The organism is Flagellimonas onchidii (genome assembly GCF_004804315.1).
GTDB lineage: Bacteria > Bacteroidota > Bacteroidia > Flavobacteriales > Flavobacteriaceae > Flagellimonas > Flagellimonas onchidii.
The window spans coordinates 54340-71779 of sequence record NZ_SRXX01000007.1; the positions used below are offsets into that span (position 1 = coordinate 54340).

The 17440-nt window shown below is 39.1% G+C and carries 19 protein-coding genes; 6 read left to right on the plus strand and 13 right to left on the minus strand.

Annotated features, from left to right (window positions below; genetic code table 11):
* Nucleotides 1-2 precede the first annotated feature (2 nt).
* Nucleotides 3-1670, plus strand: coding sequence for a glycerol-3-phosphate dehydrogenase/oxidase (locus tag E4661_RS09060; RefSeq protein ID WP_136466515.1), 1668 nt, complete (start codon nucleotides 3-5; stop codon nucleotides 1668-1670).
* Here E4661_RS09060 and E4661_RS09065 read toward each other — a convergent pair.
* On the minus strand, nucleotides 1667-2992 hold the full coding sequence (locus E4661_RS09065) for a serine aminopeptidase domain-containing protein (protein WP_136466516.1): 1326 nt from the start codon (nucleotides 2990-2992) through the stop codon (nucleotides 1667-1669). The two genes, E4661_RS09060 and E4661_RS09065, sit on opposite strands and share 4 nt — an antisense overlap.
* A 121-nt stretch (nucleotides 2993-3113) precedes the next feature.
* Between E4661_RS09065 and E4661_RS09070 the strand changes: the two genes are divergently transcribed.
* The gene (locus E4661_RS09070; RefSeq protein ID WP_136466517.1) at nucleotides 3114-3866 is read left to right on the plus strand and encodes a LytR/AlgR family response regulator transcription factor; all 753 of its coding nucleotides are present in this window, start codon (nucleotides 3114-3116) and stop codon (nucleotides 3864-3866) included.
* A 2-nt stretch (nucleotides 3867-3868) separates the two neighbouring features.
* Here the strand turns inward: E4661_RS09070 and E4661_RS09075 are convergent, their stop codons facing one another.
* The gene (locus E4661_RS09075) at nucleotides 3869-4870 is read right to left on the minus strand and encodes an NAD(P)H-dependent glycerol-3-phosphate dehydrogenase (RefSeq protein ID WP_136466518.1); all 1002 of its coding nucleotides are present in this window, start codon (nucleotides 4868-4870) and stop codon (nucleotides 3869-3871) included.
* 123 nt (nucleotides 4871-4993) lie between these two features.
* Here E4661_RS09075 and E4661_RS09080 point away from each other — a divergent pair, with 123 nt between their 5' ends.
* Nucleotides 4994-5908 (plus strand): nicotinic acid mononucleotide adenyltransferase, encoded by a 915-nt coding sequence (locus E4661_RS09080; protein ID WP_136466519.1) that lies wholly within the window; start codon nucleotides 4994-4996, stop codon nucleotides 5906-5908.
* A 106-nt stretch (nucleotides 5909-6014) separates the two neighbouring features.
* On the opposite strand, the gene E4661_RS09085 is transcribed toward E4661_RS09080, so the two are convergent.
* A complete protein-coding gene (locus E4661_RS09085; protein WP_136466520.1) occupies nucleotides 6015-6878 on the minus strand; it encodes a helix-turn-helix domain-containing protein in 864 nt (287 codons plus the stop codon).
* Nucleotides 6879-7019: 141 nt separating this feature from the next.
* On the opposite strand from E4661_RS09085, the gene E4661_RS09090 reads away from it, so the two are divergent.
* Both E4661_RS09090 and E4661_RS09095 read left to right on the plus strand, forming a co-directional pair.
* Nucleotides 7020-7991: a phytanoyl-CoA dioxygenase family protein gene (locus E4661_RS09090; protein WP_136466521.1), complete on the plus strand. Its 972-nt coding sequence runs from the start codon at nucleotides 7020-7022 to the stop codon at nucleotides 7989-7991.
* Between the two features lie 222 nt (nucleotides 7992-8213).
* Nucleotides 8214-9794, plus strand: coding sequence for a SulP family inorganic anion transporter (locus E4661_RS09095; RefSeq protein WP_136466522.1), 1581 nt, complete (start codon nucleotides 8214-8216; stop codon nucleotides 9792-9794).
* 11 nt (nucleotides 9795-9805) lie between these two features.
* On the opposite strand, the gene E4661_RS09100 is transcribed toward E4661_RS09095, so the two are convergent.
* From E4661_RS09100 to E4661_RS09120, 5 genes are all read right to left on the minus strand, one after another.
* Entirely contained in the window at nucleotides 9806-10396 is a 591-nt protein-coding gene (locus tag E4661_RS09100) for a DinB family protein (RefSeq protein WP_136466523.1), read from the minus strand.
* A 6-nt stretch (nucleotides 10397-10402) separates the two neighbouring features.
* Nucleotides 10403-10759: a YciI family protein gene (locus E4661_RS09105; protein ID WP_136466524.1), complete on the minus strand. Its 357-nt coding sequence runs from the start codon at nucleotides 10757-10759 to the stop codon at nucleotides 10403-10405.
* 191 nt (nucleotides 10760-10950) lie between these two features.
* On the minus strand, nucleotides 10951-11430 hold the full coding sequence (locus tag E4661_RS09110; RefSeq protein ID WP_136466525.1) for a c-type cytochrome: 480 nt from the start codon (nucleotides 11428-11430) through the stop codon (nucleotides 10951-10953).
* A gap of 136 nt (nucleotides 11431-11566) precedes the next feature.
* Complete coding sequence (locus E4661_RS09115) at nucleotides 11567-12526, minus strand: YheT family hydrolase (RefSeq protein WP_136466526.1); 960 nt, start codon at nucleotides 12524-12526, stop codon at nucleotides 11567-11569.
* Nucleotides 12527-12765: 239 nt separating this feature from the next.
* A complete protein-coding gene (locus E4661_RS09120) occupies nucleotides 12766-13743 on the minus strand; it encodes an NAD(P)H-dependent flavin oxidoreductase (protein WP_136466527.1) in 978 nt (325 codons plus the stop codon).
* 115 nt (nucleotides 13744-13858) lie between these two features.
* On the opposite strand from E4661_RS09120, the gene E4661_RS09125 reads away from it, so the two are divergent.
* Nucleotides 13859-14344: an acyl-CoA thioesterase gene (locus E4661_RS09125; RefSeq protein WP_136466528.1), complete on the plus strand. Its 486-nt coding sequence runs from the start codon at nucleotides 13859-13861 to the stop codon at nucleotides 14342-14344.
* Between the two features lie 132 nt (nucleotides 14345-14476).
* Here E4661_RS09125 and E4661_RS09130 read toward each other — a convergent pair whose 3' ends face one another.
* The 5 genes from E4661_RS09130 to E4661_RS09150 all read right to left on the minus strand — a co-directional run bounded on the left by E4661_RS09130 (nucleotide 14477) and on the right by E4661_RS09150 (nucleotide 17379).
* Complete coding sequence (locus E4661_RS09130) at nucleotides 14477-15028, minus strand: hypothetical protein (protein WP_136466529.1); 552 nt, start codon at nucleotides 15026-15028, stop codon at nucleotides 14477-14479.
* On the minus strand, nucleotides 15018-15575 hold the full coding sequence (locus E4661_RS09135) for a dihydrofolate reductase family protein (RefSeq protein WP_136466530.1): 558 nt from the start codon (nucleotides 15573-15575) through the stop codon (nucleotides 15018-15020). Before E4661_RS09135 ends, E4661_RS09130 begins: the two co-directional genes overlap by 11 nt.
* A 189-nt stretch (nucleotides 15576-15764) precedes the next feature.
* Complete coding sequence (locus E4661_RS09140) at nucleotides 15765-16658, minus strand: DMT family transporter (RefSeq protein WP_136466531.1); 894 nt, start codon at nucleotides 16656-16658, stop codon at nucleotides 15765-15767.
* Nucleotides 16655-17008 carry an arsenate reductase family protein gene (locus E4661_RS09145; RefSeq protein ID WP_136466532.1) on the minus strand — a complete coding sequence of 118 codons (354 nt, stop codon included), beginning with the start codon at nucleotides 17006-17008 and terminating at the stop codon, nucleotides 16655-16657. The genes E4661_RS09140 and E4661_RS09145 overlap by 4 nt, the downstream gene beginning before the upstream one ends.
* Before the next feature lie 26 nt (nucleotides 17009-17034).
* Nucleotides 17035-17379: an avidin-fold protein gene (locus tag E4661_RS09150; RefSeq protein ID WP_136466533.1), complete on the minus strand. Its 345-nt coding sequence runs from the start codon at nucleotides 17377-17379 to the stop codon at nucleotides 17035-17037.
* Nucleotides 17380-17440 lie beyond the last annotated feature (61 nt).

Genomic DNA, 17440 nt, shown 5'->3' on the forward strand with positions numbered 1-17440 from the left:
GTATGAAGGAGCATTTTAGATTTTCCAACCTAGATAGAAAAAAGACGCTAGATCGAGTTTCGAAAATCGACTTTGATATAGTGGTCATTGGAGGAGGCATAACTGGCGGAGGAATTGCTTTGGATGCCGCCTCAAGAGGTATGAAAGTACTGCTCTTGGAAAAAGGTGATTTTGCTTCGGGAACGAGTAGTAAATCCACCAAATTGATTCATGGTGGGTTGCGTTATTTGAAACAGTTCGATTTTTGGCTGGTGAAAGAAGTAGGCTCGGAGCGGGCTATTGTACACAAATTGGCACCCCATTTGGTTTTACCCGAGAAAATGTTGTTGCCTTTGATTGAAGGGGGGTCTTATGGCAAGTGGTTGACTTCAATTGGGTTAAAGGTTTATGATATTCTGGCTCAAGTAACAGGCGATGACAAACGGCAAATGTTGGAGAAAAAAGAGGCGCTCAAATTGGAACCGCTTTTACCTAAGAAGATTTTGAACGGGGCAGGCTATTATGCTGAATATCGCACCGATGACGCTCGACTTACCATAGAAAATATTAAGACCAGTCTTCAATTTGGTGCGGAGGCACTAAACTATATCAAGGTTGTCGATTTTATTTATAATGAAGAAAAAGTAGCTGGTGTTAAAGTGAAGGATGAGGTTTCAGGAGATGAATTCCAGATAAAATCGAAATATGTGATCAGTGCAGCAGGACCATGGGTAGATGAGCTTCGAAGCATAAACAAATCCAAAAAAGGAAAACGATTACATCTGACCAAAGGGGTACATTTGGTGTTTCCAAAGGAAAAACTACCCGTAAAACAGTCTGTATATTTTGATATTCCAGATGGCAGAATGATGTTCGCTATCCCCAGAGGTAGGGTCACTTATGTCGGCACTACGGATACCAATTATGATTCGGACAAGGACAATATTCAAGTGGATTTGGCCGATGCCATCTATTTGATTTCTGCTGTAAACAATATGTTTCCTTCCATTAATCTCGAAATGGAAGATATTATTTCGTCTTGGGCGGGATTGCGTCCTTTGATTCATGAAGAAGGTAGGTCTGCGTCGGAGTTGTCAAGAAAGGATGAGATTTTCACTTCCGATTCTGGTTTGGTCAGCATAGCTGGTGGTAAACTCACAGGATACCGAAAAATGGCTGAGCGGGTGGTCAATCGTATTACTAAAAAAATGGAAGAGGATTATGGGGTTGAAGTTGAACCGTGCGTAACCGATAAGATTCCACTTTGTGGAAGTGACTTTAAAAAGTACAAGCAGGTAAAAAAATACATAGCCCAAGTGTTTGAACGTATTCAAGCAGATGGGTTTACGGAGCATGATGCGTGGTACTTGGTGACAACCTATGGCAAACAGACCGATAGCATCTTGGAGGACTATTCCTCCGAGAAAAATGAGGATGTTTATGCCAGCATGATATTAGCTGAGACACGATTCACTATTGCAAACGAAATGGCAGCTAGCCCCTTGGACTTCTTTATAAGAAGAACGGGGCGCCTGTACTTCGATATTGATAGTGTTCGTAAATACATGGACCCCGTTTTAGCTGAATTCAAAAAAGCGTATGGATACGACAAAAAGCAAATACAATCCTTTAAGGAAAAACTGTTAGTCGAGTTGGATTCACATTCCAATTTTTCATTGGAACGTGCTTAAGATTTTAAACCTGCCATTTCTTGCGCCCATTCAATAATAAGATTAATGGTTCCCTCATCCCACTTTCCTGGTTTTCCTTCGAAAGAATTTTTTGGGCTTTCGTGAATGGTATTCCAATGGTCTAAGCCAGGATATTCGTAAAGGATATGGTCTTTGTGTCCATTTCTTTTTAGAACGTCAATAATCATTTTATTGTCATACGAGGACATGATCCAATCGTTGGTACCCCGCAAAATTCGAACAGGAACTTTTAGTTTTTCCCATTGCCCAGCAAGGTCAAAGTCTTGCAGTTGTTGATAATAGGCTACAGGTCTACCATACATATGTGCTGCGGAGTGGTAATTGTACGCTTCTAAAGCAGGATAAGCATCAACTATTTCCTGATACGTCTTTTTTTCAATGAGCATACCATAATATAAAGGGATGTAGTATTTGTTCATCTTTTCTACAATTTCAGATTCTGTATTGCCTCTAAATTGCAGAAGCCTGCGTTCTATTTCCAGCATATGCTCGTACCATGTTTTAAAGAAAGTGCCATCGGAAATGACTCCGGCCAAATCAAATTCATTAGCAAAAAGTGGAGCTAGGGCGCTTCCCATGCTTGAACCGTAAACTATGATTCTGGAAGAATCCACGTAAGGTTTGGTCTTTAGTTTTTTGATGGCGGTTCGAAAACCTTCAATGTCAGTTTTGAAGTCGGATTGACTGCAATCTCCTTCACTATCGCCAACCCCAGGTTTTTCGATGCGCATGACCACCATACCCGATTTTTCAACCAAATCTTTAATGGTTTGTACCCAATTTCCCCTTCTTTCAGGGTAGGTTTCAATACTGGAGCAACTGAGTCCCCCGATCAATACAATGGCGGGTTGTTTGCCGGCCTTTTTTGGTTTGGTGATAATGATGCGTTGGGTGATACCATATGGACTAGTGATTTCTTCGTAATAGGTATCCAGTCCGGGGTGGTTTTCTTTTTCCAACGGATTGAACTGCGTGGTATTTTCAATCAATTCCCCATTTCTAATGGCCTTAATTTTTGTGGGTTTGTTTGCCCGAAGACCATAAGAAACTTCACTCCAAATTTCTCCATCTGAAATTGGGATTCCATCAACCTCAATAATAACATCATTAACCAAGAAACCTGCTTTTCCCAGAGGAGAATTAGCTTTTACCTCTATGATTTTAGAGCCTGGGAGCCCTCCTTCCGGACCTTTGATACTGGCTTCCCAGGAACTTCTCCTTCCTAAAATTTGGGAGCTAAGGGAAAAAGTTGAAAATAGGAAAAGGATACCTAATATATATAGTTCGTTTTTTGATTTCATGCTGATGATTTAAGTTTTCCTTAAAATTAGATTGCCTATTTTTAGATGAAGGACAATTTATACGAAGGCAGCCTATTTTTATGTCAATGCAAGCCTTGCCATGATTTGAAATTTGATTTACGTGAAATCAACCAACAATTTTTATCTATTTAACTCCAGAGTAGCGACCCATGCCATTTTCTGGATGCTATATTATGTGCTTTTTGGATTGATATGGGTAGGTGAAGAAGGATATTTGGCTTCGTTTTATTTGGAGTTTATTTTATTGCCCATTCGCATATTGGCGGTTTATTTTACCATTTACTTTCTTCTGCCCCGTTTTTTGTTGAAACGAAAGTTCAAGGAGTTTTTTGCGGGATATGCCATCGCATTGCTTATAGGTGGAATATTGCAGCGAATTTTTATCCATCTATTTTATGAGGAATTATTGTTGAATGATTCAAGTTCGGGACTGTTTAGTATAATGATGTTGGTAAGGGCCATTGTTTTAATAAATACTACCGTTCTATTGGTGTTGGGCGCAAAATTGTTTCAACTGTGGGCCATTGAGCATGATAAAAACGAGAGCTTGGAAACCGAGATTTTGGAGATTCGCTCAAATAGAAAGACCCATCGTGTACCTTTTGAAAGCATACTTTTTGTTGAAGGCCTTGGAAATTATGTGACCTATCACTTGGCCGACAAATCAAAGATTACCAGTTATGGCAGCATAAAATCCGCGTTGCAGGTGCTGCCTGATAATTTTCGAAGGGTTCATAAATCATACATCGTCAACAAATCGCATATAAAATCATACGATGCCATGACCATAGACATTCAGGACAATTCCATTCCTCGAGGGAAAAGCATAAGCGATGAGGTGCTATTGAACTGACTTTAATCCAGTTTTTCAGTTAGCTTTTTAAACACCTTTTTAGGATTTTTCTCTTGGTAGAGAATCTGATAGACCGCATTAATAATGGGGATTTTGGACTTTTTTTCCAACTTTTCCATAAGCAAATGGGCACTTTTAGTGGCGTAGTAACCTTCGGCGACCATATTCATTTCCATCATAGCACTTTTTACCGTATAGCCTCTGCCAATCATATTTCCGAACATACGATTGCGGCTAAATGTGGAATAGCCTGTAACCAATAAATCTCCCAAATAAGCGGAGTTGTTTATGTTGCGTTTCATTTTATACACTTTGCCAATAAAACGCTTCATCTCTCGAATGGCATTGCTCATCAAGACACTTTGGAAATTGTCCCCGTATCGAAGCCCATGGGCAATTCCTGCAGCTATGGCATAAATGTTTTTGAGCATGGCTGCGTATTCGGTGCCAATAATATCATCGGAAATCTTTGTGCGGATATAATGACTCTTAAGGTTGTTAGCTACCATTTCGGCCTTGGCAGCATCGGCACAGGCTATGGTGAGGTAGGACAACCGCTCCAGGGCAACCTCTTCGGCATGGCATGGTCCGGTAATGACACCAATGTTTTCAAAAGGGATTTGGTAAATGTCATGAAAATGTTCTCCGACAATCAATCCACTCTCTGGAACAATTCCTTTAATGGCCGAGAAAATAATTTTGCCTTCTAGCGAACTGGTCAGTTTTTCGAGTTCCCCTTCCAAAAAAGCGGAAGGAATGGCAAAAATGAGCACATCCGAATTTTCAACCACTTCGTTGATTTCATTATTCAGTTGGAGTTTTGAAACATCAAACTCCGCAGAACTAATATAATTAGGGTTATGTCCTTCGTTTTTTAGGTGCTCAATTACATATACACTCCGCATATACCACGCTACATTATCTAAATTTTCGGAGAGCATTTTTACTATGGCAGTTCCCCAACTACCTCCTCCCAAAACACCAAATCGAGGTTTTTCAGTCATCAACAAAAATTATGGCGTAAAGCTAAACAATCTAATTTTTAATATGTAAAACATTGATTATTAATACATTATGACTTTGGCACAATGCTTGGTCCTAACCTATTGAATCAAAAGCCCAGAACTATGAGAATTGGAAAACTACTATTTGGAACATTATTTATAGGATTATTGGTGAGCTCATGCTATACCGAAGTAGTTATTGAGGACGATTTTATTGAAGAATCCCCTATCAATACCGCTCTGGCACTTGAGTCGTTTGACCTTTGGTATGTTGATATAAATGCTACAAAGGGAAATGGAGAGGTGCCTTTTTTGCAACGTGCTTTTACCATATCATTTGATAGAGGAACTGTCTACGCCAACAACAATATGGTAGGAATTGGAAAAACCGGGGGTGGATTAGGGATTGATGTTGGAGTTTATGATACCCTCACAGGAGCTGTGGAAATCGACCATGATGTGGACGGCCTTTGGTTACTGGAAGTATATGCCATCAATGGTAGTACTATAGAATTGCTTGATACCCGTTCCAATACTTCCTATGTGCTTCGCGGATATCAAAAAAGCAACTTTGATTACGACATGGTCTTTTATGACAATATCCATTATTTCTTGCAGGAATATGAGGTCTGGGAAAAAACATATACCAGTGAGGTAGGGGCAGTGAATGAGTTTGATAATGAAAACTACCTTCAGTTTTTCTCTGATGAAAGCTTTAGGTCATCTGTAGATGGAATAGGCACATCGCTTGCCAATTTGGTTTGGGATTACGAGGGCAATTTTGAGGTTTTTGATGTGGCTAACGATGCATCACTCAAAACTTTAACATTGGATTACGACTTTTTGGGCAATGATTATTTTGAGGTTTACGTTATTAATGATAGTACTATTGAATTGTATCATGTGGCCAGTGAAACGGTTTATGAATTCAAGGGAAGGGGATACATTCAATATTTGAAATCTGGAAAAACAACGGGCAAGAAACGTTCAAAAGTTAAAAATTCTATAAAAAACGTGTCCCGACAAAGAAAAATGTAAGTAAAAAATAGAGTAGTCGACTACTTAGACAAGTTTTTTGGTTGGTTATTTAGTTAAAAACCGCTTCAGATACCTCAATCTGCGGCGGTTTTTTTATTTGAAACAATTAGCTTTTCACTTTTTGATATTTCGAATACTGCTTTTTAAAATCTGAAGGATTTTCTCCACTTATCTTTTTGAAGGTCCTATTAAAGTAAGATAGACTTTCAAAACCGCATTCGTAACAGGTTTCCCCTACATTTTTACCTATCAATAAAAGTCTCTTGGCCTGACTGATTCTATATTGGTTCAAAAAGTTGGTAAATGTATTTCCAGTGGTTTTTTTAAAATACCTGCAAAAGGCCTCTTTCCCCAAATTGCACAGTTGTGCCACTTCTTCAACAGCAATTTTTCGTTGGTAATGCTTATCCACAAACTCATGTATATTTCTAAGTCGATCCTGTTCCTTTTTGCTATATCTATTGACAAAAGGTTGATCGTGCAACAAAAAATAATCATTGCTATGGGCCAATTCCTTTAATATTTGAATGTTTTCCATAAACAACTCAAAAGGAGAGAGCCTATATAACTTTTTTAGTCGCTCACCAATCAGCCTTTTGGTTTCCCCGGTAAAAACAATTCCGTGTTTAGACCTTTCAAAAAGTTCACGAATGTTCGCTAGCTCGGGAATATTGAGTAATAAGTTTTCCTTAAAATTGGGTTTTATGTGCAGGACTTCCTTAATGTAATCAGTTTGTACCCCATAGTCGAAATTCAGGTGTGGGATGTTGGACCCGATAAAGACCAAGTCACTCTCTTCATAGTTCGAGATATTATCCCCCACATGTCTGGTAGCACTGGCACCTTCAATGTAGACCAATTCATATTCGGGATGAAAATGCCAATAGAAAAGGTGATTCAATCGAGGAAGGTGCAAAAGCTGGAAAGGGCTCTTGGTATTGGGCGCTATGGTCTCTAACTGAATCTTCAATTTTCACTTGAATATCCAATAAAGTACAAAAAATGACATAATATATCAATATAATTCAAATTTATATCAATATGAAGGTGGAGACCACTACTTTAACGTACTAGTTTTATTCCATAGAATTTAGAATCAAAAAGTATAGTCATGGAGAAAGAAGAAAAACTTGAGATGGCCAACAAGGCACATGAAGAGCTTCCCGGCAATCCATCCACAGCGACCAGCAGTAAACTACGATTGAATGATAGGTCCAACGGTAAGCCACTTCGCGTGCTTTCGGAAGAAGACTGGAATTTCTGGATACACAATGGATACATCATTATAAAAAATGCAGTTCCTCTTGAACAGGCGCGGGCCACAGCAGATTTTCTATGGGAATTTGAAGAGAAAGACCCAGCTAATCCCGAAACTTGGTATGCCCCTCCCAGAGCAGAAATGAAAATGAAGGAGTTGACCGGAACGGGAATGGTTGAAGTCTATAACCATCAACATTTATGGAACAACAGGCAAGAGCAGAGGGTTTATGATGCCTTTGTAGACATTTGGGGGACCGAGAAGTTATGGGCAACTATAGATCGCGCCAATCTTAATTTTCCGAATCGACCAGGTTTTGAACAAAAGGGCTTCATTCACTGGGATTATGACCCTGAAACCCGACCACAAAATGTACAAGGGGTGTTGGCGTTGGCTGATCAGACCGACGAAAATATGGGTGGATTTCAATGCATTCCGTGGCTTTATCGTAATTACGACACCTGGAAATTGACCCAACCTGAAGACCGTGACAGGTTTCAACCTAATACTGATGGCTTGGAAGATAAGATTGTGAAAGTAAAAATGAATGCCGGTGATTTGCTGATTTTCAACAGCACGGAACCCCATGGCATCCGTCCCAATAAATCAAAGGATAAGGTGCGGATTGCGCAGTACATTTCAATGATGCCTGCCGAAGAAGACAATGAAGAACTTAAATCATGGCGAGTAAATTCCTGGAAGAATAGAATCGCTCCAGAGGGTTACGCTTTTCCAGGTGACCCAAGAAACTGGGAACGAGACAAGTACGAAACTGCCAAATTAAGTCCACTAGGAGAACGATTATTAGGGCTAAAGCAGTGGTGAGATTACTAAATCCTTAAAAATTAAGGGAGTTATGGCCTACTAAAGGAATATTGGTATTTTTGCCGGCTTCAAACCAAAAGAGATGAAACGAGCATTAATAAATTTTAGACATTTTTTTATTAAAGGGGATGTTTAAAATTTTTAATGTGAGAGCGTAGCGGTTGCAGACGTTCTCAATTTCATAATTAATTTATTATTAGATAATTATTGAAATTTAAACGGATGAAAAAGTACCTCAATCTTTTTGATTTTTCACAGAAAGTAAATTATCGTACTGAAATATTATCTGGACTTACCGTTGCCCTAGCTTTAGTGCCCGAGGCGATAGCTTTTGCATTGATTCCCGGATTTTCCCCATTAACGGGGTTATACGCTGCTTTTGTATTGGCTTTGGTCACTTCCATTTTGGGAGGTCGACCTGGGATGATCTCCGGAGCCACAGGAGCCGTAGCGGTTATTTTTGTTGGGTTGATTTTGGAGCTTAAACAGACCTTTCCCGGTATAGAACCAACAACGATTCTAAACTATGTTTTTGCTACGGTAATCATTGCTGGTATCATCCAAATTTTGGCAGGGGTGCTTCGATTGGGAAAATTCATCCGTTTGGTTCCCCACCCTGTTATGTTTGGGTTTGTAAACGGATTGGCCATTATTATTTTTATGGCGCAATTCCCCAATTTTTATGAAAAGGGAACGGGAGAATTACTGTCTGGTGCTTCATTGTATACCATGTTAGGCCTTACCCTTTTGACCATGGTCATTATTTGGGGATTTCCAAAAATTACCAAAGCAGTTCCTTCATCTTTATTGGCCATTGTGGTGGTATCGATAATTGTTCTTGGATTTGGAATAGATACCTTGACCGTTGCAGATACTATGCAAGAGGGGGAGAGTATCAAAGGAAGTTTCCCTCCCTTATCAATCCCAACAGTTCCGTTTACTCTGGAGACTTTTATGATAATCATCCCATATGCAGGAATAGTCGCTGGAGTTGGGTTGATTGAAAGCTTACTTACCCTTAATATTATTGATGAAATTACTGAGACAAGGGGTAGTGGAAATAAAGAATGTGTTGCCCAAGGTACAGCAAATATCCTTTCTGGATTTCTTTCGGGAATGGGTGGTTGTGCCATGATCGGGCAAAGTTTGATCAATACCTCATCAGGTGCCCGTGCAAGATTATCTGGAATAACGGCTGCAGTGATGCTGTTGGTTTTTATCATGTTCGGGAGTAACCTTATTGAGCAGTTGCCGATGGCTGCCCTAGTTGGATTAATGTTTATGGTAGCTATTGGAACTTTTGAATGGGCTAGCTTTAAAACTTTCAGAAAAATGCCCAATTCGGATGTGATTGTGATGGTTTTGGTGACCTTGATCACAGCCATCACCCATAATTTGGCTGTTGCTGTTTTGTTAGGGGTCATTATTTCTGCCTTGGCCTATTCTTGGGAAAATGCAAAACGGATTCGCGCCAGAAAACATGTAGATGAAAATGGCGTAAAACATTATGAGATATACGGGCCTTTGTTTTTTGGGTCGACCACATTGTTTGCTGAAAAATTTGATGTCCAAAATGACCCCTCCGAAGTAATCATCGATTTTAAAGAGAGCCGTGTCGCCGATATGTCCGGGATTGAAGCACTAAATAAAATTACCGAACGCTATGCAAAGGCAGGTAAAAAGGTACATTTAAGACATTTGAGCAAAGACTGTATTCGCTTGCTAAAAAACGCTCAGGATATCATCGAGGTCAATGTACTTGAAGACCCAACCTATAAGGTGGTTGTGGATAGCATTAAGTAAGTAGTTAGGGTTTATTCCCTTAATCTACCATTAAACACACTTACTTTAGGATTGATAGGATTGCCTGATGCCCGTCGCATCATGGTGATTTGGCCTGCATGGTAAATACAATCTGAGAGCATGCCGTTGATTATGTTCCAATAGGGATACGCAGTTTGCTTTTCCCCACGCTGAAAAATGACTTTGAAGCCATCAAAATCTTTAGCTTTTTTACTGTTCATTAAACCGCTGGCTTCTTTAAGGTTTTCCAATGTTCTCTTGCGAAGTTGCTCGTAAGAATAATCAGAAAGCCCATCTATGCCTGTATTGGGTGTTGCAGTGGGAGCATTTTTGATCATTTCAGACATTCCGCAGATATGTCGCATGGTTTCAATGATGGTTCTTCCATCCTTTGAGGGTTTGTACTCCAAATCTTTTGGAGTCAATCCTTCCGTCGCCCAGTAATACCGAAACCCAAGCCCATCAATCATTCTCGCAACCACATTACCGGGGCTGAAATCTTCTGGATATTCTGGAATTTGATAATACGGAAGTTCCTCGTTTTGTGCTTGCATACTGAATGTCAAAATGAAAATAAGACCAAAGAATATGTTTTTTCTCATATATAGTTATTCTAAACAACCTTTGTAAAAGGCATTAAAGTGATGGATTTCTACATTAAAAAGTTTTTGTTGCAAAGCAATGTCCTCAAACAGCATACTTTTTGCAGCTTCGAGATTGTCTGCCAATATTATGATCATTCCCGTATCGGCATAACGAGCTCCCATTACAATTTTTTTCTCCTTCCGCAACTTGGATAAAAAACCTGAATGTTCCTTAAAATATTCCTGCTCATGAGGTTGTTTTTCGGAATCCCAATGCTCGCCAATCGTGTATAATGCAATGAATTGTGATTTTTGTTTTGTGTCCTCTTGGGAGAAAACAAAACAAGGAAGTAAAAACAGCAACAAAAGAAACAATCTCATGTCTTTAAATTTAGCAACGGGGCTATAATCTCTTACAAGATAAAAATAGCGGTTGTAAATAAACCTTCCTTGTTCAGAGTTATTTTTTAACATTGTGTTAGGGATCAATGAGTAAGGAGGTGTCAATAAAAAAGTGCTGTCACCTGAACAGGTGACAGCACTGCATGAAACATGTATGCTCTTATTTCTTACTAAAGAGTACGCAAGTACTCAGCGACATCGCGAGCTTCTTCTTCGGTCAGATTTTGGTTGAGCATAATAGCATTATTGTATTCTTTGAGCAATGCTTTGGCAATAGGATCTTCTTTGAGCATTACGTCAGGGTTAAGAATCATGTTCATTACCCAGGCAGGATTACGTCTTTCATAAACACCTTTCATTGCTGGGCCAATCATTTTTTGATCCACCATATGGCAAGCCACACAAATAGAATTGAATGTGGATTCTCCGCGTGCCGCCATTTCAGAATCTATATCATCAGGAAAGGTCAATTCTTTAATTGGACCAACCCCTGTATTGTCCAAATCAACAGGAACCCCTTCTTTTGCCTGAACTTTTTTCTCTTCTTTTTTGGTTCTGTTTACTTCAAAACCATCCTTTTTTTCTTCCTTTTTTCCACCGCAGCTTGCCACAAAGGCGCCAAGGGCGATTAATAAAATCAGTCTTTTCATTTCAATAAATTATCAGTGGTATGGGCAACTAATATAAAGAAATATTGTTTGTAAAAGGACTTATACAGACTTCGAACCGTGCATTTGTGCAGCGAAAACCTTTGCGTTTAACAATTCTGAACAAATGTTTTAGAATTTACCTTCCTGTGAAAAAGGTAAGTGCTCTTTGTTCTGTATAGGTAGTATTATGTTTACCCCAAAATCCGACATGTCCACCATACTTGGGAATTTCCAAAAACAAACGCTTGTTTTTTTCCGCTTCCGCCTTTGGATAGCAATCTTGACCTAGGAAAGAATCATTTTCAGCATTGACAATCAAACTTGGAATGGAAATGTTTGGTAAGAATTGAAGGGAACTGCATTTGGCATAATAGTCTAGGGCATCCCTAAAATTATGGGCCTTACTGGTGTAGATGTCATCAAAATCCTTGAGGGTTTTAATGGCTTTGATATCGGTATCGGAAATCGAATCGGGAAAAAGAAGTTGTTTTTGCCTCAACTTTGTGATTAAATGTCTTTTGAACCGATCAGCATAAAGGATGTTCTCGAAAGAAAGCAATTGGTCACACGAATCTTTTAAACTACAAGGAACCGAAATAGCTACCGCACCTTTGATTTCTTTTGGAATATCATTTCCTTCACCCAAATATTTCAGTAGTAGATTTCCGCCTAAGCTAAATCCTTTAACAAAAACCTCCGAATATTTTTTGGTGGATAAAATATGATTAATAATCTCTTCTAAGTCTTCCGTGACACCAGAGTGGTAAGAGCGATATAAAGTGTTTGGTTCCCCGCTACAACCTCGGTAATTTACCGCACATGCGTCAAAACCATTTTGATTGAACAATTTTGCGCTTCCGGTAATGTATGGTCTTTGCGCATCACCTTCCAAACCGTGTAAAAGCACAACCAATTTTTTAGTTGGGGTGTCAGATTTGCTCCAATCCAAATCCAAGAAATCGCCATCGGAAAGTGTCAAGCGTTCCTTTGCTTGGACCAGACCGTTTACCGTTCTGAACAAACCGCAATAAATTGTGGATAGATGCCCACCTTTAAAAAAAAGTGGCGGCGAATAATTTGAAGGAATCAATGGCATTGGAAAAAGAACAGAACCGCTTATGGTTCATTTTTGATGAAAATTTGTCAATTCGAGTGGTTTTTCGGTGCATCTGTCTGAAAAATTGTATCGAGAATCAGAATTTTCATGGCGCAAACCTTGTTCTCGATACTTTTTCCTTTTGATTTCGACCGCCCCTTCGACAAGTTCAGGGTGACAGCTCAATCTGACAGTTTTTGCTACAATAAAATTCTAAATATACCACGGTTAAAACCAGATTATCCTTTCGGAAAGACTTCCAATAGTTTGCTTTGTTCTTCAATGGCTTCCTTAAATTCAGACTTTAGGGTGTTGACCAATTCGGAAATGGGCATTACATTTTCGATAGTGGTCACCCCTTGTCCGGCCGACCAAATAGTTTTCCATGCTTTGACTTCGGTATCCAGTTCCTTTCCAAAATCTACCTTGTGCTCCTTTTTTAAATCTTCTTCGGTAATTCCGGCCGCTTGCAGGCTTGCGGCTAAGAAATTGGCATGGACGCCAGAAATTGCTGCTGTGTAAACAATATCGTTTGCTCCAGCTTCAATAATCATTTTGCGGTATTCTTCGGGGGCCTTACTTTCCTCAGTATTTATAAAACGTGTTCCCATATAAGCCATGTCAGCTCCCATTTGCATGGCAGCGGCAATATCTCTTCCGGTACTGATACAGCCAGATAGCAAAATGGTCTTATTAAAAATTTTTTTCACTTCGGCAATCAAGCTCATTGGGTTTAGATTTCCTCCGTGTCCTCCTGCGCCTGCCGACACTAAGATAAGTCCGTCAACTCCAGCTTCGGCCGCTTTTTCAGCATGCCTTTTTTTGATGATGTCATGAAAAACCAATCCTCCATAACTATGTATCGCGTCAACTACCATGCTGACAGCCCCCAGAGAAGTTATGACCAACGGAACTTTGTGTTTCATGCAAAGCTTCACATCGGCCTCCAATCTTGGGTTGGTAGGGTGAACAATAAGGTTAACACCAAAAGGAGCAGGTTTTTTTCCGGTCTCTTTTTCAAACTGTTCCAATTCCGTTTTTATTTGGATAAGCCATTCCTCAAAACCTTCACTGGTTCGCTGGTTGAGTGCCGGAAAGGTGCCGACAATTCCATTTTTGCAACATTCGATAACCAATTTGGGTCCGGAAATAAGAAACATTGGAGCAGCAACTGCGGGCAATGCAAGGTCTTTGATGAATTCGGCTTTTTCGCTCATGGAGTTGATGTTAAAGTATCTCTAAAAATAAAATTATTTATAACACTTGATAGGAATCAATTTTCAAAACTATGTAATTTTACAACTATTATGCATGCATAACAAATATTAGAATATGTTTTTTAAGGAATTTGAGATTCGCTGGAGCGATTTAGACTCCAACAGGCATTTGGCCAATTCAGCCTATATCAATTTTGCAAGCCATACCCGAATGGCGTTTTTGGGGGAACTTGGGTTTAATCACAAAACCATGGCCGAATATAATATTGGTCCTGTGGTGTTTTATGAGCACATATATTATTTTAAAGAGGTGTTTCCAGGAAAACCTGTAAAGGTTTCATTAGGATTTAAAGGGATGAGCGAGGATGGAATGTTTTTTGAATTTCAGCATGATTTTTACGACAGCGAGGGCAAAAACTTTGCCCGCTGCGAAATGATGGGGGCATGGATCGATTTGAAGAATCGAAAATTGATTCCCTTGCCTCAAATATTCATTGATGCCTTCAATAAAATGGAAAGGACGGATGATTTTACGGTCTTGACCAAAGCGGATACCCGAAAGCATGTACAATTTCCACAGGATTTGTATTTAACGGGTTGATTTTTTTTGTCAAAAAAACATAAAGTTAACTTCTCTTATTGGTGCAAGATGGTCATCTTGAATTTTATAAGGAATAACCCTATAGCTTAGTTTGCTCATTGATTTTATTGTGCATTACAAAGCGTTTTGTTTTCATTTACATCTACTATCCTCCATATAATCAGCATCTATTATCGGTGTTGCGTAAGGTAATTCCAATTTCTCAGGAGGACGTAATCTTTCAAATTCTTTTCTATATTCATCTTTCAGATCAAAAAGATCGTAATAGTTGTTTTTTTCAAACTCGTGGTAGTAACAGGAGTCCTTATCGCCTATAACTGTATGTATAATGATTTTGGGTTCTATATCATTTCGTTTTATGTGAGATATTAAATATGCAAGTATTCTAGCTCTTTCAGAAAATTTTACATGTTGAATATGGTAGCTTGTCCTTCCCAAAAAAGAGGAATACTTAACTAGGGATTTATAGTACATGCCCTTACGGACTTTAATTATATCTAAATTTTCTTGGTTAATAATAATTGTACCATCATCGCTTTTTGACCAAATAAATGAGCCAAACCTATCTAAGTTTTCAGATGTGGATTGGTACAATAAATCATCTTTTGTAAGGATCATCTTTTGTGCTTCACAGTACATAGCTGAAAGTAAGAGTAGTAAAAAATATGTCTTTTTATTTCTCATGAAAATCTGTAATTTCTTTTCTCAAATTGTAGCTCAAAATCTGTAACCCTTGGTCATAAGATTCACTGTGTTCCAAATGCCATTTTACAGAAGTCTTGGAATTACCAAAGAGCGGAGTTCCATTTCCAAGAACTATGGGGTTAAGCTTAAGTTTTAGTTCATCGATAAGGCCATGATTTAAAAGCCAACCGGCAAATGCCCCTCCTCCACATAGATAAATGTCGGATGAAGAATGTAATTTGATTTCTTTGACATTGTCTAGTGAGGGCCTTACGATATGGACTGATGATGCCAAATCGGCGATTTCCAGAGAGTCGGAAAAAATAAAATGCTCCATATTCGGATAGGCAGGTTGGCCTGGAACCAATCCAAATTGATATCCGAACTCATAGGTTTTGCGACCCATGATCACAGTTTTGAAATTCAAAAGGTCTTGCTGATATTTTTCTACACCGTTGCCCGAGTGTATAAATCGGCTTACATCTTCGTTTGGACCTGCGATATAACCGTCAAGGGAAGCGGCGACATAGTAAATGATTTTTTGCATGGGTTTTAGATTGATTTAATTGAAAGCGCAAAGTAGAACTTGAGTTTGACTTTGCGGGCTTAAATTGATGAATGGGCCATATGAGTTAATGAAACACTGTTTACAATTAACGTAGGACATTTAGCAGATAGATTTCCAATCACCATCTTTAGCCCTAGTTCTCATAAAGATGAAAAAAAATGGCATATTTTAGGAAACCGGTTTCGGTTTTTTACTGGCCAGATATACGCCCAATAAAACCAAAGTGGTTGCCAAAACCTTTACCAAAGTAAGATGATCTTTACCTGAAGAAAGAGCAAACAAAATACCTATCAGGGGTTGCAAATACATAAAAACCCCTAAAGTTGATGCTTTTAGTTGTGTCAGGGCAAACACATTGAATAAATAGGTAAAAAAGGTAGTTCCGATAACTACAAAAGCGATTGCCCCATAGGCCCATAGTGGCATATTGTACCAGTCGATTTCTGAAAATTCGGGATAGGTTACGGGAAAGGCAATGACCAATCCGATGGTAAATAGCCATTTCATCAATGTAAAAGGATGATATTTTTCAACCAACTTTTTTACAAGAATTAGATAGGACCCATATACAGTGGCATTAAGTACGAAAAGCATGTTGCCCAGTGGAATGTTTGGGGCATCTTGCCGTATTTCCGCGCCAAACAATATCAACCCCAGAACACCAACAAAGCCCATGAAAACCCCAAGTCCTTTATTCCATGTAATGCGCTCCTTTATAAAAAATGCGGACAGTACCACCACGATTATCGGAGTAATGGTGACCAGTACAGCGCTGTTTATGGGAGTTGACAGTTCCAAACCTTTAAAAAAGGCCAACATGTTTATGGCCATTCCCAGTAGTGAGCAGAGGAAAATTCGACCCCAATCTTTTTTTTCGATTTTTTCTTTTGGGCCGAAAATCGAAATTACCCAAAACAATAATGTGGCACCTCCCAAACGCAGCATAATAACGCCAAAGGCCCCCACATAATGGGGCATTATGCCCTTGGCAATCGTGTGGTTTATGGCATAAATGGTAGTCGCGCCCAGCGCTGCAAGTATGGCAAGGGTACGTTTGCTCATGCGTGAAGTGCCTCTTTTGCCGCCTCAACAATTTTTTTTGAGTTTCCTACGAAAATTTGACCATCAATTATTGCTACAGGCCTTTTGAGAAAAGTATAATGCTCGAGAATCAAGTTTTTGTAATCGTCCTCAGATAATTGTTGTTCATGCAGGCCGCGTTGTCTAAAGAGCATGGCTCTTCTACTGAACAAAGCCTCGTAGCTTCCAGCCAAATTTTTCATCTCTTCGAGTTGTTCCGGGGTAATGGATTCTGTCTTTATTTCTTGTAATTCAACCCCATTCAAGGGTTCCAATTCCTTCAAAATACGGATGCAGGTAGAGCAACTACCTAGGTGATATATTTTTTTCATTTACTATTGAATTTATTTCAGTGATTTTATTCGACTTCAACATACTCTGAAGTCCCTTTTTTTGTTGAATCATTTAACCATTGCCAGTCAAGGAGCAAACGGATTTTGTTGTTTTCATCCATTCGGATATGGGCCTCGGCCTTTCCAGCTTTAAGCTCTCCATCTTCAGTTAGGCATTGATAAAGCATTTCGAGTTTGTCTTCATCGAGTTTGGCGATAATTTTTCCATATCGAATTGTTCCACCTTCGTAATCCGCTGTGACGAGATTTCCTTCTTGTCGATATCTAAAAATGGTGTCTGAACTTACCTTTCCATTTTCGGAATTTTCAAGTAGCGAAAAGGTTTTGTTATTAAAATCAAAGCGTGGCATGAGCGAAATAATTATAGTCAAGATTTAGCAATGCAAAGAAACTTAATTTTAACAAGCAACG

What these genes read in the sequence shown, in the direction of transcription:
- E4661_RS09060 (WP_136466515.1), top strand. Translation starts at nt 3, where the DNA reads ATGAAGGAGCATTTTAGATTTTCCAACCTAGATAGAAAAAAGACGCTA.
- E4661_RS09065 (WP_136466516.1), bottom strand. Translation starts at nt 2,992, where the DNA reads ATGAAATCAAAAAACGAACTATATATATTAGGTATCCTTTTCCTATTT.
- E4661_RS09075 (WP_136466518.1), bottom strand. Translation starts at nt 4,870, where the DNA reads ATGACTGAAAAACCTCGATTTGGTGTTTTGGGAGGAGGTAGTTGGGGA.
- E4661_RS09080 (WP_136466519.1), top strand. Translation starts at nt 4,994, where the DNA reads ATGAGAATTGGAAAACTACTATTTGGAACATTATTTATAGGATTATTG.
- E4661_RS09090 (WP_136466521.1), top strand. Translation starts at nt 7,020, where the DNA reads ATGGAGAAAGAAGAAAAACTTGAGATGGCCAACAAGGCACATGAAGAG.
- E4661_RS09095 (WP_136466522.1), top strand. Translation starts at nt 8,214, where the DNA reads ATGAAAAAGTACCTCAATCTTTTTGATTTTTCACAGAAAGTAAATTAT.
- E4661_RS09100 (WP_136466523.1), bottom strand. Translation starts at nt 10,396, where the DNA reads ATGAGAAAAAACATATTCTTTGGTCTTATTTTCATTTTGACATTCAGT.
- E4661_RS09105 (WP_136466524.1), bottom strand. Translation starts at nt 10,759, where the DNA reads ATGAGATTGTTTCTTTTGTTGCTGTTTTTACTTCCTTGTTTTGTTTTC.
- E4661_RS09110 (WP_136466525.1), bottom strand. Translation starts at nt 11,430, where the DNA reads ATGAAAAGACTGATTTTATTAATCGCCCTTGGCGCCTTTGTGGCAAGC.
- E4661_RS09115 (WP_136466526.1), bottom strand. Translation starts at nt 12,526, where the DNA reads ATGCCATTGATTCCTTCAAATTATTCGCCGCCACTTTTTTTTAAAGGT.
- E4661_RS09120 (WP_136466527.1), bottom strand. Translation starts at nt 13,743, where the DNA reads ATGAGCGAAAAAGCCGAATTCATCAAAGACCTTGCATTGCCCGCAGTT.
- E4661_RS09125 (WP_136466528.1), top strand. Translation starts at nt 13,859, where the DNA reads ATGTTTTTTAAGGAATTTGAGATTCGCTGGAGCGATTTAGACTCCAAC.
- E4661_RS09130 (WP_136466529.1), bottom strand. Translation starts at nt 15,028, where the DNA reads ATGAGAAATAAAAAGACATATTTTTTACTACTCTTACTTTCAGCTATG.
- E4661_RS09135 (WP_136466530.1), bottom strand. Translation starts at nt 15,575, where the DNA reads ATGCAAAAAATCATTTACTATGTCGCCGCTTCCCTTGACGGTTATATC.
- E4661_RS09140 (WP_136466531.1), bottom strand. Translation starts at nt 16,658, where the DNA reads ATGAGCAAACGTACCCTTGCCATACTTGCAGCGCTGGGCGCGACTACC.
- E4661_RS09145 (WP_136466532.1), bottom strand. Translation starts at nt 17,008, where the DNA reads ATGAAAAAAATATATCACCTAGGTAGTTGCTCTACCTGCATCCGTATT.
- E4661_RS09150 (WP_136466533.1), bottom strand. Translation starts at nt 17,379, where the DNA reads ATGCCACGCTTTGATTTTAATAACAAAACCTTTTCGCTACTTGAAAAT.